Source organism: Ornithinibacillus gellani (assembly GCF_003730295.1).
Taxonomy (GTDB): Bacteria; Bacillota; Bacilli; order Bacillales; family Amphibacillaceae; genus Ornithinibacillus_A; species Ornithinibacillus_A gellani.
In genome coordinates this window covers 117,435-133,161 of record NZ_QTSZ01000029.1, presented here as the reverse complement: position 1 = coordinate 133,161, position 15,727 = coordinate 117,435, and the positions used below count along the sequence as shown (strand labels likewise).

Sequence of the window (15,727 nt, the reverse complement as noted above, 5' to 3'; positions counted from 1 at the left end):
CGTTTTTTATACGTGGAAAAAAAGTCCAATACAAAAAGTTGTACAAGATATAAAAATAGGAACAATTGTTCTTATATTAATTCAGAAATATGTTAAACTAGTTAATAGATAATGTTCTTTTAGGGAATGGTCGGCTAGCCTGCTTCTTAGGAGGTGATGCCAGTTGAACATTTATGAATCATTTGTTGTCCTCTTCGCTTTCGGAACATTTTTGATTGCGTTGCTCACATTGATTTTGAAAATGAACAATAAAAAATAGACCTCCCTATTAACCTGAATGTCGATTGGGAGAGGTCCAGTTAGATTGTTAGCCGATCCCTAGGGGAACCGATTATCTTAAGGTCACAGTGGCAGCTGTGACCTTATTTATTTGGAATAACAGTAATATGCATCATTCTACCTAAAGTATACCATATTTGGAACAGATGGAAAGGATAACATGTTGGAAAATAAATGAAGTTGGCACATCAAGGATTTTTGTTGACAACAGGAATTGTAAGTGGTGGATCAACAGCCAGTAAAGGCCTGATTGGTTCAACTAACAACCAGTGGAAAAAGCCCCACTGATTGAAGTTTCACTTTATCACAGATTAACTGGCTGTAAGATCCGCACATCAAGAGTTTTCGTTGACAACAGGAATTGTAAGTGGTGGATCAACAGCCAGTAAAAGCCTGATTGGTTCAACTAACAATCAGTGGGTGAAGTGCGAAAATCCCCACTGATTGAAGTTTCACTTTATCACAGATTAACTGGCTGTAAGATCCGCACATCAAGGATTTTCGTTGACAACAAGAATTGTAAGTGGTGGATCAACAGCCAGTAAAGGCCTGATTGGTTCAACTAACAACCAGTGGAAAAAGCCCCACTGATTGAAGTTTCACTTTATGTTATATTAGGGAAGTAGTGATGATATTCACTAAAATACATAATTGTAATATAAAATAACCGAAAATAAGTAAGAGGTGTTTAGGTGAAAGAAAAAGAATTGCAAACAGATGTTAATCGTTTATATCAAGCCATGCTTATTATTGGTATCATTGTGGCTGCATTCAATTTACGCCCTGCAATTACTTCTGTAGGTCCTGTGATGGGAATTATTCGTGATGATATTGGGCTATCAAATTGGAGTGTTGCATTTTTAACCAGTCTACCACTTATTGCCTTTGCAATCATGTCACCTTTAGTTCCGCGTCTCGGTAATTATATTTCCAACGAGCGTAATTTGATTTTGGGCTTATCCCTACTCATTGCTGGAATTTTAGTTCGTTCCATCATTCCTGAAGTTAGCTTTCTATTTATCGGCACTTTATTTGCCGGTTTTGGGATAGCTATTTGTAATGTACTGCTTCCGGGGATCATTAAGGAAAAATTCCCGTTAAAGGTCGGCTTAATGACAAGTATTTACTCTACCGCAATGGGGATTTTCGCTTCACTGGCATCTGGTTTAAGTATACCGATTGCAAGGGGGATGAACCTTGGTTGGCAGGTTGCGTTGCAAATCTGGGTAATCCCAGCGATAGCAGGGATTTTCATATGGATTTATCTCGCTGGTAAGAATAAAAAGTCAGCAAGTACAAATTCCAATGCAGCTTCTACGAGTGGCCGTATTTGGCGATCACCGCTTGCGTGGCAGATAGCTTCCTTCCTTGGACTGCAATCATTCTTATTTTATGTAACCGTATCGTGGTTACCAGAAATTTTACTTGCGAATGGTGTAGATCGGGCTACCGCTGGCTGGATGCTCTCCTTTTTATTACTTGTTGGACTTCCTGCTAGCTTCGTGGTTCCCATGATCGCTGCAAAATATAGCTCCCAACGTCATCTTGTATTTATTCTAGGGTCTTTTTCCATTATAGGTTATGTTGGGTTATTAATAGGTGCAAGTCATACATTGCTCGTATTATGTGTAACATTGGTTGGTCTTGGATTAAATGGAAATTTTTCTTTGGCATTGGTGTTTTTAGCTATTCGTGCCCGCAATGCGCATGAAGCTGCATCATTATCAGGGATGGCACAGTCACCTGGCTATGTATTGGCGGCGATTGGCCCAATTTTCATTGGATATTTATCTGATTTAACAGGTAATTGGAATGTTCCTGTTGTCGTACTTATCATCGTTTCCGCACTTGTCATGATGTTTGGAGTTGCAATAGGAAAAGAACGATATGTATTCGGATAATAGGAAACCTTTTTGGATACACGACGTAGGAAGAAGGAGAGATAATGATGAAAAAATTATTATTGACAGGATTTGAACCATTTTTGGATAACCCAATTAATCCGACAGCAAAGATCATTGAAGCATTAGATGGAAAAACCATAGCTAGCTGGACAGTTGAAGGAAAATTATTGCCTGTTGATTTTCACCAGGCCGGAAAACACGTACTTGAAGCAATCCAAACACATCAACCTGATGCTGTTATATCATTGGGTTTGGCTGCGGGAAGACAAATGATTACACCAGAAAGAATTGCGATTAATTGTCAGGATGGTGCAAAGGATAATGCCGGTTATATACCTTTAGGAGAAAAGATTCAAGAAACAGGTGCTGATGGCTATTTTTCCACTTTACCTATTCAAGCGATGGTAAACAAGTTGCACGCGAATACTTTTCCTGCACAGATTTCCAATACTGCAGGTACGTATGTTTGCAATCATGTCATGTACCAGGTCTTACATGCTTGTAAACAACAGGAAAAGGAGATACCGGCAGGATTCATTCATATTCCAGCATCACATGAATTGGCTTTGAAAAAAACAATGCCAAGCTGGTCTCAGTCGGATTTGACAAAGGCGGTTGAGTTAATCATATCCTGTCTGGAAGAAGGGTGATACATATTGCAAAACAATCCAAAAATAGTATTGCAACCATCACGCGTTTTGACGTGTTTGCATCTATTAGGGGCCGCTTTGCTTGTCGGGACGTTCGTTTATATCATCATCATGTATCAAGATTTACCCAAGCGGGTACCGATTCACTTTAACATGAAAGGGGAAGTGGACGGCTGGGGAAATAAGGCAACATTATTTGCCATTCCATTAACAATTATTCCAGCATTTGCTGTCTTATTTTTTCTTAGTAGAGTACCACATACTTTTAATTATAGTGTTAAGGTCACAGAGGAAAATGCGCCAAGATTATATCATGAAATGCGCTTGTTTGTTGCTTGGTTTAATGTAGAAATTGCAGCTTTAATGGCATTTATTAGCATCGAGTCCATACAGCTTGCAAAGGGAAATCATGTACCTTATAGTGGTTGGGTAATTGGTGGATTTATATTTCTCATGTTGCTGCAAGTGGTGATGCTTATCATTCGAATGAGGCGTTTAAAATAAATATTTTAGACGCTGTCACAGATTGTCGATTTATTTTTTTATTTCGGTTTCTTTCCATTGCCCCCGCTCGACACTTCATATAAAATAGAGAGATGAAAAAACTGGATTGAGAGATGATGAAAAAATGCCGAAATATATTTGGCTGTTGGCCATTGCTACGACGATCAGTGTTACTGGTGGTTCTTTTTTATGGCCAATGAACACAATTTACATGCACAATGAGTTAGGAAAGAGCCTGGCTTTTGCGGGTATGATCCTGATGTTTAATCAAGGGGCAACGATTGCTGGAAATTTAATTGGCGGGGTGTTGTTTGATAAATACAGTGCTTATAAAACAATTCTTTATGGTACGATGCTGTCAATGGGAGCGGCTATTATATTATCTTTTTACCATGGCATCCTACCATATTCAATTTTACTCGTGCTCATTGGGTTTGGTTCCGGGGTCACATGGCCGGTTATGTTTGCCATGGCTGGATCAGTTTGGCCAGAAGGGGGACGTCGAGCCTTTAATGCGATATATGTTGCACAGAATCTAGGTGTGGCAATCGGTGCGACGGCATCTGGCTATGTAGCGAGCATTTCGTTTAACTATATTTTTATTGCAAACGCATCGTTGTTTGTTGTCTTTTTTATCATTGTAATATTTGCTTTCCGTTGGATGGACAAAGAACGGGATCGGCAAATGCATACATCTATTATTGAACAAACAGGAAAAATTAAAGATCGGTCCGCTTTCTATGCACTGCTCATTTTATGTAGTGGATTTTTTGTTGTCTGGCTCGCTTATAGTCAGTGGCAGTCCACGATTGCCTCACATACACAGGATATCGGAATTCCGTTGGAGCAATACAGTACATTATGGGCAATAAATGGTTTTCTTATCGTTTTAGGACAACCTCTGGTAAAATGGATTACGGAGAAGGTTCCGTCCCAAAAAGGGCATATATATATTGGTAATATCATATTAATCGGCTCCTTTGCTGTAGCGATGATGGCAGAACAATTTACGATGTTTGCCATTGCGATGGTAATCTTGACAGTAGGCGAGATGTTAATTTGGCCAGCTATACCTTCGTTGGCAAATGAATTGGCGCCGCCTGGAAGGTCGGGCTTCTATCAGGGCTTTGTGAACAGCGTTGGAGCAGCTGGAAGAATGATAGGTCCAGTCGCTGGTGGACTCATTGTTGACCTATTTCAAATACAGCTATTGTTCTTTATTCTACTATTCCTATTGCTAGTTCCATTTGTTTCCACAAAACTATTTGATCGGAATGTGCAGCTAGGATCGGCAGTAGAGAAAAAATAGACCAAAAGGAAATTGAGGAGTGGAAATGGTATGGAAAATAAAATTCAATTAATTGCTTTAGATATGGATGGTACATTACTTACTGGAAATCATGAGGTGACAGAGCGTACGAAGCAGGCAATTGCACAAGCAAGAGAAAAAGGTGTACAGGTGATGCTGAGTACAGGACGTTGGTTGAATACCTGTTATTCCTATTATGAAGAATTGCAATTGGATTCCTATATTATAACGGTAAACGGTGGTGAAATTTGGTCTCCGGAAAAGGAATTGGTGGAACAGCATTTATTTAGTGCCGAGAAAATGGAGAAGATGTGGCATATTGGTCATGAAGCAGGAGCTCGTATGTGGCTTGTGTCGTCCGGGGATATTTTTATTGATCAAGTGCCAGCTGGATTTTCTGATTATCAATGGTTAAAGATTGGCTATGATATGGAAGATAAGCATAAGCTGGATCATATTGTAAAAGAACTATCTTTTATAGAGGATCTGGAGCTATCGAATTCCTTGCCTACGAACGTAGAAGTGAATCCAATAGGTGTGAATAAAGCAAATGCTTTAAAATCGGTAACAAAGAAAATGGGTATCACGATGGAAAATGTTCTTACTATCGGTGACAGCCTAAATGACATTAAAATGATTCAGGAAGCTGGAATTGGTGTTGCCATGGGTAATGCTCAAGAAGCAATTAAAAAAGTAGCAAATCACGTGACTGATACGAATGAAAATGATGGTGTAGCTAAAGCAATAGAAAAGTTCATACTATAAGATCATTGCCTCTGCTAGGAGATCCGAGCAGAGGCTTTGTCATGGCGCCCCTTCCATTGTCTTTTGAAAAGGAGTATAATATAAATAGAATGATGAAAGGGGATGTACGCTCATGTCTTTTTCACGCGGACCGAAAGAGCCGGTACCAGAGGTAGAAACGAAGATTTGGGTTTGCTCGAGCGAAGACTGTAACGGTTGGATGCGCGAATCTTATAGCTTTGAAACGGAACCAGCTTGTCCGTTTTGTAAGTCCTCCATGCACCAGGAAGTCCGAATGCTTCCGGAGCTGGATTAATTACAATTTCTCCTATCAAAAAATAAAAAACGAATACTTCAGAACGAAAATGTCAGACACGACATTTTTTTTATCGTTTTAGGTACCATGGTGCAGCATAGCAGTCGTTTTATCACAGATTAACTGGCTGTAAGCTCCCCACATCAAGATTTTTTGTTGATAAAAAGAATTTGTAAGTGGGGGATCAACAGCCAGTAAAGGCCTGATTCGTTCAACTAACAATCATTGGGGGAAGAGCGAAAATCCCCACTGATTGAAGTTTCACTTTATTTTTTGCAAAAGGGAAACGCTGTGGTTTTTAAATTGTCTTGCACCATTTGTAAAAAAACAATCCTTGCACAGTATTGCAGTGAGGATTGTTTTTTTTATTTCAAGCTTTGGAATAAGATATGCCCACACAGACATATAAATAGGATGAAATGGGAAGAATGACGTAAGAAGGGATGTGATCACTTGCCAAAAATAACGCCATATTATGTGGCTGGCTATACTGCAGAGGGTGTTGTTAATCATCTCCCATCTAATATTTCGGATGTTAAAAAAATTTATGTTCTCCAGCACGCATCAGAGGTGCTGCTTACATCCGTCTTGCGGCAAATCCGTTTACATTTTATAAAAAAACACAACCTAGAAGTACTGTACAGTGCACTGGGGCGGGATTATTTGGACGGATTGATTATTCGTTCTATAGATGTTGCGATTGTTGTGGAACGAGTTGTGGAGAATATGGATCAGACAGGGATGGAAGTAATCCGTTTGGCTAATGTAGCGCCTTCGACAAATATCACTGCAGATGAGAAAACGCAACAACATATACAGCAGCATGTGACAGATGCGTTCCGATTTTTCAAAAAAGGTTTATCCATTCATGATGATTTAGAACAGCTTTATATTCAACAGATGGATTTTAAAAAAGCCAATGATATAGGGAAGGAATTAATCCAGCAGATTTTTGTGCAGTCCAAACATTATCAAAAACAGTCCCTTATTCGGCAGCGATTATTTGGCACAAACACGCCAGATGGAGCGGTTAATGTTGTGGAGCAATTAATTCAGCCCATCTCTACTGTTTATTATATTAAAGGCAGGGCTGGAACCGGAAAGTCGACATTGATGAGACAGATTATTTCAGCGGCAGAAGCTCGCGGTATTGATTTGGAATTGTATCATTGCAGTTTCGATCCGGGCAGTATTGATATGGTCATTATCCGGGAATTGGATGTTTGCTTATTTGATAGTACTGCACCACATGCGTTTTTTCCCTCTCGTTCAGGTGAAATGATTATTGACATGTATGAAAAAACGGTAAAGCCAGGTACGGATGAACGCTATGCGACGGAAATTGCTGATATATCTACTGCGTATAAGCAGGAAATGAAAAATGGTATTACCGCACTTCAACGTGCCAATCAATATCGCAGTAAATGGGAAGGTCAATTTACTTGGCTGGAAGAAACAGTTGTGGAAATTTGTACTCATATTGTTCAACGGTTTACACCATGATTCCAAAGATAGATGTAAATAATTAATAAGTTTTCCTTGTTTTTTTCTACATTCTAGTGTAAAATTAATTAACTGAAAATTAAGAGTATAAAAACTGGGGGTGGAAATAATGATTACCGTGAAAACACTGAAGCCGTATTATATTATCGCTAATCAAAATCAAATTCAGGTTGTGCTAGCTTACCAATATTTTTCTGTATTTGTGAATAAGCAGGTATATCAATTCATCCCTGTAAAGTCAAATGAGATACGAATTAATCGGACCACAAAACAGATTGAAAATCGGAAAGCGACCTTCGCCTTTCAAAAGGGGAAAGAAATTATTTATATGACAATGACAGAGTTAATTTCTTTACCTGATTTTTTATTCCAGCTCCATGCGATTGCAGCACCCTATTTCCAAACAACGAAGGAATCGGAGTCTGTTGATTCGGTTATAGCAGAATTGGAGCAGCGAAATTTAAAAAGCTTAATTGATCAAGCATTGGATAATCGGGATAAAGAGGCCTTTATGGAATTATCCAAGCAATTTAAAACATAATAGGGCTGGGAAAGAAGCCAGTGAAACACGATAAGAGGAGTTTTAGTAAATCAAATTTACTGGAACTTCTTTTCATTTTAGCTACTCCATAACTTATGGAGGTAGTAGTCCTTATGAAAATAAACAAGGATTTGCTTTATCACAGATTAACTGGCTGTAAGACGCCCAATTCAAGAATATATCCGGATCTCCTAATTTCTTCATTACCGTTTTTATCGCTGCCGATAAATTTGGAATCATTCCGTAATATCCTGGTTATTCTCTACGCTCATCAGCAACTGCAACTTTTTCCTTAGACACGTATAAAACTACGTATTTTGTGTTATCCTTCATATTAATGGCTCCTTTCGTATTGTAGCTCTGATTTGTATTCTTTTTGTAATCTGTATTGCCAAGTCAACCTACGATATTACGATTAAGGAGCCATTTTCGTTCATGATAACTTTATTGGCGGAAAATTTGAGAAGATATAATGCCAGTTCCCATCATTCCAATAAATTCACAGTAAAAACGGTCATGTTTATTAATGCGTGATAAACATGACCGTTTTTTCGTGATGAGAGACGCGCTATGTCCCAGCATCGTTATTTTCTATTTCAGAGCTTTTAGGATATCGGTAACTTTTTTAACCGTATAAGAACTACCGCCACGATCTTCCGTTCCTTCAACCATCATCGCAATGAGAATATCGCGATCCTTTGTTGGATAGCCAACAAACCAGCCATTTTCTTTACCAGATGTATCGGCAGATAGCTTCAATTCAGCAGTTCCGGTTTTTCCTGAGATGGGGAAATCTGCATCCTGTGCTTTTTTGCCTGTTCCCTTTGTTACTACTTCACGTAGTGTGGTTTCGATAAGATCAGCATGCTCCTTGGATACAATGGATTTCTGCCACACTTGACCTTTTTCTTCAGACGCTAGTAATGTCGGCTTTAATAGATTTCCTTCATTTAGAAAGGGGGTGTAGGCGATGGCCATATGCAAGGAGCTAAATTGAATTTGCCCCTGCCCGTAACTGGTATTAGCCAGCATCACTTCTCCATTTAGTTCTCCATTAGCGGAGATTGTTGAGCCTGTAATGGGATAGGAAAATGGAAACTTATCTCCAAGACCAAACGACTCCAACCCCGAAATGTATTTTTTACTACCCATTTCTACCGCTTTCATCGCAAAATAAATATTATCTGATCGGATCAGCGCATCCTTTACATCCACTGGGCCAGATGATTCGGAAACACGCCTTACCTTGTAGTCACCCCAACCTTTTCCGTTGCTCCATGTTAATCCATTGATAGTGACGCCTTCACCGGGTTTAATGGTTCCGTTCTCTAAACCAATTGCTGCAGTAATGGGCTTAATGACCGAACCAGGAGCATAGGTTGCTGCAAAACGATTAATAAGCGGCTGTCGTTCATCCTTTTCATACGCCTCTAATGTCGCTTGGCTAATGCCAAACTGAAACGCGTTTGGATCAAAGGCAGGACTACTGACTAAAGCGAGCGTTTCACCAGTTGTTGGATCAATTGCGGCTGCTGTTCCAGAATCCTTTTCATATGCGTCAAACGTGATTTCTTGGATAGCAGAGTCAATCGTTAGCATGATGTTTTCGCCATCTTTGACTGGTTTTTCTGCAAGGATGACATCATCTTTTTCTTCCTCTTGATATTTGATAATAATTTGAACGCCGCGTTCTCCTTTTAACTGTTCTTCATATAGTTGCTCTATGCCACGTTTTCCAATGACGTCATTGGCTGCGTACTGATCGCGATCTACCTTTTCCAAATCTTCTGCTGTGACAGGAGCAACATATCCAATCAGATGTGCTGCTGCTTTTCCAAGTGGATAAACCCGTCCATTGACTTCTCTTCCCATGATTCCTGGTGTTTCCCATAGCTGGTTTAGCAATTCTTCGTTTGTTTTTGCTACTTTCTTTAGTGGTACAAATAAGTGAGGCTCTACCCAACCTGCACTGAGCTCTTTATCAATTTTATCCACAGATATGTTCAGTAATTGGGCAATCCGTTTTTTTTGCTGTTCAGGCTGATCACCTAGCTTCTCGGGAACGATGCCAATTTCCCATACCAAGTCATTGATAGCCAGTGGCATTTGAAAACGATCTAATATCTCTCCTCTTGTCGGAGAGATGGATTTAATGCTAATTTCTCCACCATCTTTTATTTCCGGAAAAATATAGCCTGGGTTCCAATCAATAAACCAATTTTTTTCTTCTTCATCACCTTGCTGGACAAGTTTTGCTTTATAATCAAATGTAATCTCACCAGCAGTACTAGTCATCTTCGCTTGGAATGGAATCGTTGCTTTTCCATTTTCGAAAGCTTTCTTCACTTCTTCATCCTTTAATGGTTCAAATGTAACTTTTAAATCATCAATTTCCAAGTCTTGATAGATCTTTTCATAGCGATCAATAAATTGTTCTGGTGGATACGTGGATGTAGATGCTGTTGCAAGCATGTCGTACATTTCCTCAAACTCCAGCTTATTCCAATGGGCAGTATAGTTTTTAAATACCTCGTTAGGAGTTGTTTCGTCCTTTTTAGAACAGCCAGCTGCAAGTAATAATGCAAATAACGCAATAAAAATGAAACGCTTTTTCATAAGAACCCCCTCAATGCCTTTTATCTTTTTATTATTATATCATGTGCTAACAAGTTTAACGGTTAGAATAAACTAATAAGCATAACTTTTCATCGGAATGGTTATGCATCCAGTTTTCATCTTTTTGTATTTCACATGTGTGCTTCATGAAAAAAGTCACCTCTACACGTATTCAGAGGTGACTTGTTGTATGTTAGAATCCTTCTTGCATATGATCTTTAATCGTAGATGTTATCCGGTTAAACTCATCCTGAGATACGGCATAGTACCAAATACCATTGATTGTTTGTCCGCTACCTTTAACCTCTAGTGACTTAATGGACTTTCTTGTGTCACGGTAACCTGTAAATAGTTTTTGGATACGTTTCTGGTCTAAGTCCGTTTTAACATTATTGCCAAGTATGCCTAGAATGTCTCCCACTTTTGTAATACTGGAGAAACTTGCTGCTTCGTTCATAGCGGCCCGAATCACGTTTCGTTGTCTTTCGTTACGACCAAGATCCCCTCGAGGGTCACCTTTACGCATTCGGATATAATTCAGTGCCTCATTACCGTTTAAATGGATTTGACCTGGACTAAAGGTAGAGCCGCCTTGTGAGAAGGATTGCTCGTTTTGGATTGTAACACCGCCGATAGCGTCGATACCTTGTTTAAATCCTTCCATATTGACCCGTGCATAGAAGTGAACAGGCACATTAAATGCATTTTCGACTGTTTGCACGGATAGAGCGACATCACCAAATGCATACGCATGATTTATTTTGTCCATGCCGCGACCTGGTATATTGACATACGTATCACGAGGGATGCTTAGCATAATCATAGAATCTGTTTTTGGATTTAATGACATTAGAATCATCGTGTCAGACCGACCCTTATCACCAGGGCGTTCATCGACACCAAGCAACAATACATTAACTGATTTATTATCTTTAAAAATCTTTTTTAATTCTTTTTGACGATCTGGATCATCATCACGAGCCAAGGGATTATGCATTGTTTCCAATGTATCACTCAACTTATCCCACATATAATAGGCATAACCACCTACAGCTAAAATCAAAACGATGATAATTCCAGCAAGCCATTTCGGCCATTTCCGTTTTTTACGTCTTTGCTCTATTCTAGAACTCACTTGTATTCTCCTCTACAAAAAAGAAACCAATTTTATCTATATGGTTAGGCCTCTTATTTAAAATATTCATGTTCTTTAGGAAGCTCTGCTAAATTATATCGAAAATATGACATGAAGTCCATGTTTTTTTCATAAGGTTCAAACTGTATCCGTGGAGATGATGCCTGAAATAAGCATGCTTGGCTTGCTGTGAGGTATAGAAATATTCGTAATGTATTCCATTGTTCTTTATAAAGTAAAAGTCCCATTTTTATGTTTACAGATTAGGGAATATAACCTATAATATATTTAATTCGTTCTTAAAAGTGAACGAATGAATGTTAAAAAGAACAATTGCAGAACAGAAACCTTGGGCCTTTGTTTTTTGTATCGCTGGTATAAATAATGAATGTTAAATAAAGCGAAACTTCAATCCGTGGGAGTTTTCGCATTTCCCCCACTGATTGTTTGTTGAACGAATCAGGCCTTTACTGGCTGTTGATCCCCCCACTTACAATACTTGTTATCTACAAAAACTCTTGATGTGGGGGTCTAACAGCCAGTTAATTTTATTGGTCAAAGGGATGACAATGATTAAAATTTGATTAAATATTGTACTTTATATCGTTCACTTTACCTTTCTTATGGTATAATTCGTTTTGAAAGTAGGTGAGTGGACTTGATCGGTGAAAAAATCAAACGGTTACGAAAAGAAAAGAAGCTTTCCATCTCAGAATTAGCCGAACGGGCAAATGTTGCAAAATCCTATTTGAGTTCGATTGAACGAAATTTACAAGTAAATCCATCGATCCAGTTCATCGAGAAGATCAGTACAGTTCTCGGTGTTTCTGTAAATGAATTAATCCAGGATGACCATAAGAAGCAAATGGAAGAACAGCTTGATGGGGAATGGATGGAAATTGTAAGAGAAGCAATGGAATCTGGTGTATCAAAGGAACAATTTAAAGAATATCTGGAATTTAATAAATGGCGTAATCAACAAGAACATTAGTGTATTAGACCGATGGATGAAGCCATACGGTCTTTTTTCTTGTGGACAAAATATACCATATGGTTTTAAATTACCGAATTTGACAACAAGAAAAAGCAATAATAAAAAGGAAACAACAAAGGAATGGAATGAATGAAAAAGAAACGAAATATTGTATATTGGCTGTTGCCATTAGGGTGGATGGGGATCATTTTTGCTTTTTCCGCACAGCCATATGAAAAGCAGGATATTCGTCCAATCTTGGGAAATACATTGGATTTAACGATGTTGGAACCATATCTAAATTGGATTCATTTTACCTATGCTCAGTCGGAAGTGAGCGTGGAAGCACTTGGGATTGCGGGCTTGCTGGAGTTTTTTATTCGAAAAGGTGCCCATTTTGGAGTCTTTTTTATATTAATGTGCTTTTTCATCGTGGCATGGATAAAGTCATCCAGCTTCAAGCAGCATAGTATAGTATTAATTGCTTTGCTCCTTTCCGTAATATATGCCTTTTTGGATGAATATCATCAAGGTTTTACCGAAAACAGAACACCATATATTGGTGATGTCGTAATAGATAGCGCTGGAGCAATTACAGCAGGTTTCATTTTTCTATGTTTCTCGCATTGGAAAACACGTCGTAAAAGCTAGAATAATTCATAGTTTTGCGAGAAAAACTAGATTAACCTAACATTTTGTAAAATTATGTGTTATGATACGTTTACCCTATGATTTTAGTAGGAACTGGAAAATAGGCTTGTAAAGGCGGTTAATTAAATGAGTGAACAAGAAAAATACAAACGCGTCTTAAAGAAAGTAATTGATGCAACTGAAAATGACAAAATAAAAACCTCAGATGAATTAATTAAGACTTTAATTATGGAGCTATCAAGTTCAACTATCATGAAACAGCAATCAAATAGTGTATCCGAACCCCTGGTGAATTAATATTTCGCTAGGGTTTTTTATTTTACTAGATAGTAGGATGAAAAGTATGGAAATGATGTCATGTACACAGAAATGACATCATTTCTTATGATGAACTTGCAAGCTGTTGGATTCTCCATTTCACTTAAGCTAAAATATAAGCAGTAGTAATCGTTGAAGGAGGATTTTGATGAAGCGCTTATTAAATTGTACGGCATCCGATTTTGCTCAAATGAATAAAGAAGCATTACTGCAGGCGATGAAAGCCTCAGAAGGTAGGACCATGATGTCAGAGGTAGTGTGTGCAAGTGCACCGATGTATCCTGAATTGACTAATGCGGAATTTGTAGCAGCATTTGGTGCGGATCTTATTTTGTTAAATGTATTTGATGTGAATCATCCAAATATAATGGGGATGCCCCCAGTAGAGCCAGAGGAAACGATTCGGAAATTAAAGGAATTACTTGGACGTCCAGTTGGCATTAACTTAGAACCAGTGGATGAATCAGCGCATGCACTGGAACAACTTGACGAACTGCCTTCAGGGAGAAGGGCAAATGATGCTTCGTTTTTACGTGCGAAAGAATTGGGATTTGATTTTATTTGCCTGACTGGTAATCCTAAAACAGGGGTATCCAATAAAGAAATCGAACGAGCTATTGTCCGCGCAAAAAAAACGGTTGGAGACGATTTAATTATTATTGCTGGGAAGATGCATGCTGCTGGTATAACAGTAGATACTCAAGAAGGGTTAGCAGATACTGCAACGGTGGCCAGCTTTGCAAAAGCAGGTGCAGATGTCATATTATTACCAGGAGTTGGTAGTGTCCCCGGCTCCACCTTGGATAAAACCAGTGCGTTAATCCGTACGGCAGAAGAAAACGGTGCGCTTGCATTAACAACAATTGGAACAAGTCAAGAGGGTGCAGAAAAGGAAACCATTCAACAAATGGCACTTTATAATAAGATGGCGGGAGCAACGATTCATCATATTGGGGATGCTGGTTTACATGGAATCGCTGTACCGGAAAACATTCTTACTTATTCTATAGCCATACGTGGAAGAAGACATACGTATATACGGATGGCAGCTTCCATTAACCGATAACATATAAGATCGAATCATACGAAGAAAGGACGATGGATGATGGATAAGCGTAATTTATACATCCGCAACGCGACGATATATACAGAAAAAGAAACACTGACGAATGGGAATGTACTAATCGAAAAAGGCAAAATAAAAGCTATTTTTCGAGATGGGGAAAAGCCTGCTGCTTATCCCCCTTCCTTCCGAGTGATAGATGGGGAAGGTTTAAACCTCATTCCTGGATTTATTGATGGCCATATCCATGGTGCGAATGGAGCGGACGTCATGGATGCAACAGAGGAAGCCATTGACAAGATAGCTTCGGTATTGCCGAAGGAAGGTACAACAAGCTTTCTTGCTACGACAATTACGCAATCGAAGGATAATATTGAACATGCTTTAAAAAACATTTCTCACTATCCAAATAAGCCCGGATATGCGGAAGTAATTGGCATTCATTTAGAAGGACCGTTTTTAGAAGTGGAAAAAAAAGGTGCACAGCCGGCGAAGTATATTCTGGAACCAGATATGGAATTATTCGATAGCTGGCAGGCTTTGTCTGGAAATAAAATAAAAACCATTACCATGGCTCCTGAGCATGATCCAAATGGAGATTTTATTCGTCATTTATCTGCTGCAGGCATAAATGTTTCTGCAGGACATACCAATGCAAACTTTGACCAGATGAAACAAGCCGTAGCGCATGGTGTTCGTCAGGTTACGCATATATGTAATGCAATGAACGGCATTCACCACCGGGACATTGGTGCAGTAGGAGCGGCATTACAATTAAAAGAGCTTCGGGCAGAGTTAATTGCCGATGGTATTCATGTCGCACCGGAAATGATTGACTTAATTTATCGTAATATGGGCAGTGAAAGATTAATACTCATTACAGATGCCATGCGTGCCAAATGTCTGCAGCCCGGTGACTACGAGTTAGGTGGTCAGCCTGTTGAAGTAACCGAGGACCGTGCTATATTGGAAGATGGAACGCTAGCAGGTAGCATTTTAAAATTAGTTAATGGTGCAAAACAGGTTTATCGTTTACAAGATGTATCTATTCGGAATATAATCGAAATGGCTTCAGAAAATCCGGCAAAGCAGATCCATGTATTTGATCGAAAAGGAAGTATTACGGTCGGAAAAGATGCGGATATACTATTGGTAGATGATGAATTAAATATTCATCATACCATTTGCCAAGGAATTATTTCATATGAGGAGGAATAATCA

Annotated in this window: 16 protein-coding genes; 14 read left to right on the top strand and 2 right to left on the bottom strand. The window is 38.9% G+C overall.

All coding sequences use genetic code 11. From position 1 onward, the window contains the following. Positions 1–163: 163 nt before the first annotated feature. The 9 genes from DX933_RS18620 to DX933_RS08815 all read left to right on the top strand — a co-directional run bounded on the left by DX933_RS18620 (position 164) and on the right by DX933_RS08815 (position 7,750). Complete coding sequence (locus DX933_RS18620; RefSeq protein WP_123316081.1) at positions 164–259, top strand: putative holin-like toxin; 96 nt, start codon at positions 164–166, stop codon at positions 257–259. Between the two features lie 712 nt (positions 260–971). Beyond that, positions 972–2,180, top strand: a complete 1,209-nt coding sequence (locus DX933_RS08850) for a CynX/NimT family MFS transporter (RefSeq protein WP_223805925.1) — start codon at positions 972–974, stop codon at positions 2,178–2,180. A gap of 47 nt (positions 2,181–2,227) precedes the next feature. Further along, a complete protein-coding gene (pcp, locus tag DX933_RS08845) occupies positions 2,228–2,833 on the top strand; it encodes a pyroglutamyl-peptidase I (RefSeq protein WP_123316080.1) in 606 nt (201 codons plus the stop codon). A gap of 6 nt (positions 2,834–2,839) precedes the next feature. Continuing rightward, positions 2,840–3,337, top strand: coding sequence for a DUF1648 domain-containing protein (locus DX933_RS08840; RefSeq protein ID WP_123316079.1), 498 nt, complete (start codon positions 2,840–2,842; stop codon positions 3,335–3,337). A gap of 124 nt (positions 3,338–3,461) precedes the next feature. Next, positions 3,462–4,646 (top strand): MDR family MFS transporter, encoded by a 1,185-nt coding sequence (locus DX933_RS08835; RefSeq protein ID WP_123316078.1) that lies wholly within the window; start codon positions 3,462–3,464, stop codon positions 4,644–4,646. Between the two features lie 30 nt (positions 4,647–4,676). Continuing rightward, positions 4,677–5,411: a Cof-type HAD-IIB family hydrolase gene (locus DX933_RS08830; protein WP_123316077.1), complete on the top strand. Its 735-nt coding sequence runs from the start codon at positions 4,677–4,679 to the stop codon at positions 5,409–5,411. Between the two features lie 112 nt (positions 5,412–5,523). Then, on the top strand, positions 5,524–5,706 hold the full coding sequence (locus tag DX933_RS08825) for a cold-shock protein (RefSeq protein ID WP_123316076.1): 183 nt from the start codon (positions 5,524–5,526) through the stop codon (positions 5,704–5,706). Between the two features lie 453 nt (positions 5,707–6,159). Further along, positions 6,160–7,209 carry a hypothetical protein gene (locus tag DX933_RS08820; protein ID WP_123316075.1) on the top strand — a complete coding sequence of 350 codons (1,050 nt, stop codon included), beginning with the start codon at positions 6,160–6,162 and terminating at the stop codon, positions 7,207–7,209. A gap of 109 nt (positions 7,210–7,318) precedes the next feature. Beyond that, positions 7,319–7,750 (top strand): IDEAL domain-containing protein, encoded by a 432-nt coding sequence (locus DX933_RS08815; protein WP_123316074.1) that lies wholly within the window; start codon positions 7,319–7,321, stop codon positions 7,748–7,750. A 591-nt stretch (positions 7,751–8,341) separates the two neighbouring features. Here the strand turns inward: DX933_RS08815 and DX933_RS08810 are convergent. Together DX933_RS08810 and DX933_RS08805 are read right to left on the bottom strand one after the other, a co-directional pair. After that, positions 8,342–10,366 carry a penicillin-binding transpeptidase domain-containing protein gene (locus tag DX933_RS08810; RefSeq protein ID WP_123316073.1) on the bottom strand — a complete coding sequence of 675 codons (2,025 nt, stop codon included), beginning with the start codon at positions 10,364–10,366 and terminating at the stop codon, positions 8,342–8,344. Between the two features lie 193 nt (positions 10,367–10,559). Beyond that, positions 10,560–11,501, bottom strand: coding sequence for an LCP family glycopolymer transferase (locus tag DX933_RS08805; protein ID WP_123316072.1), 942 nt, complete (start codon positions 11,499–11,501; stop codon positions 10,560–10,562). Positions 11,502–12,159: 658 nt separating this feature from the next. Here DX933_RS08805 and DX933_RS08800 point away from each other — a divergent pair. The 5 genes from DX933_RS08800 (at position 12,160) to nagA (ending at position 15,724) form a co-directional block, all read left to right on the top strand. Then, a complete protein-coding gene (locus DX933_RS08800; protein ID WP_123316071.1) occupies positions 12,160–12,492 on the top strand; it encodes a helix-turn-helix domain-containing protein in 333 nt (110 codons plus the stop codon). 132 nt (positions 12,493–12,624) lie between these two features. After that, positions 12,625–13,125, top strand: a complete 501-nt coding sequence (locus DX933_RS08795) for a VanZ family protein (RefSeq protein WP_123316070.1) — start codon at positions 12,625–12,627, stop codon at positions 13,123–13,125. Between the two features lie 126 nt (positions 13,126–13,251). Then, positions 13,252–13,422: a hypothetical protein gene (locus DX933_RS18430; protein WP_190279468.1), complete on the top strand. Its 171-nt coding sequence runs from the start codon at positions 13,252–13,254 to the stop codon at positions 13,420–13,422. A gap of 169 nt (positions 13,423–13,591) precedes the next feature. Further along, positions 13,592–14,509 (top strand): DUF7916 family protein, encoded by a 918-nt coding sequence (locus tag DX933_RS08790; protein WP_123316069.1) that lies wholly within the window; start codon positions 13,592–13,594, stop codon positions 14,507–14,509. Positions 14,510–14,548: 39 nt separating this feature from the next. After that, complete coding sequence (nagA, locus tag DX933_RS08785) at positions 14,549–15,724, top strand: N-acetylglucosamine-6-phosphate deacetylase (protein ID WP_123316068.1); 1,176 nt, start codon at positions 14,549–14,551, stop codon at positions 15,722–15,724. Positions 15,725–15,727 lie beyond the last annotated feature (3 nt).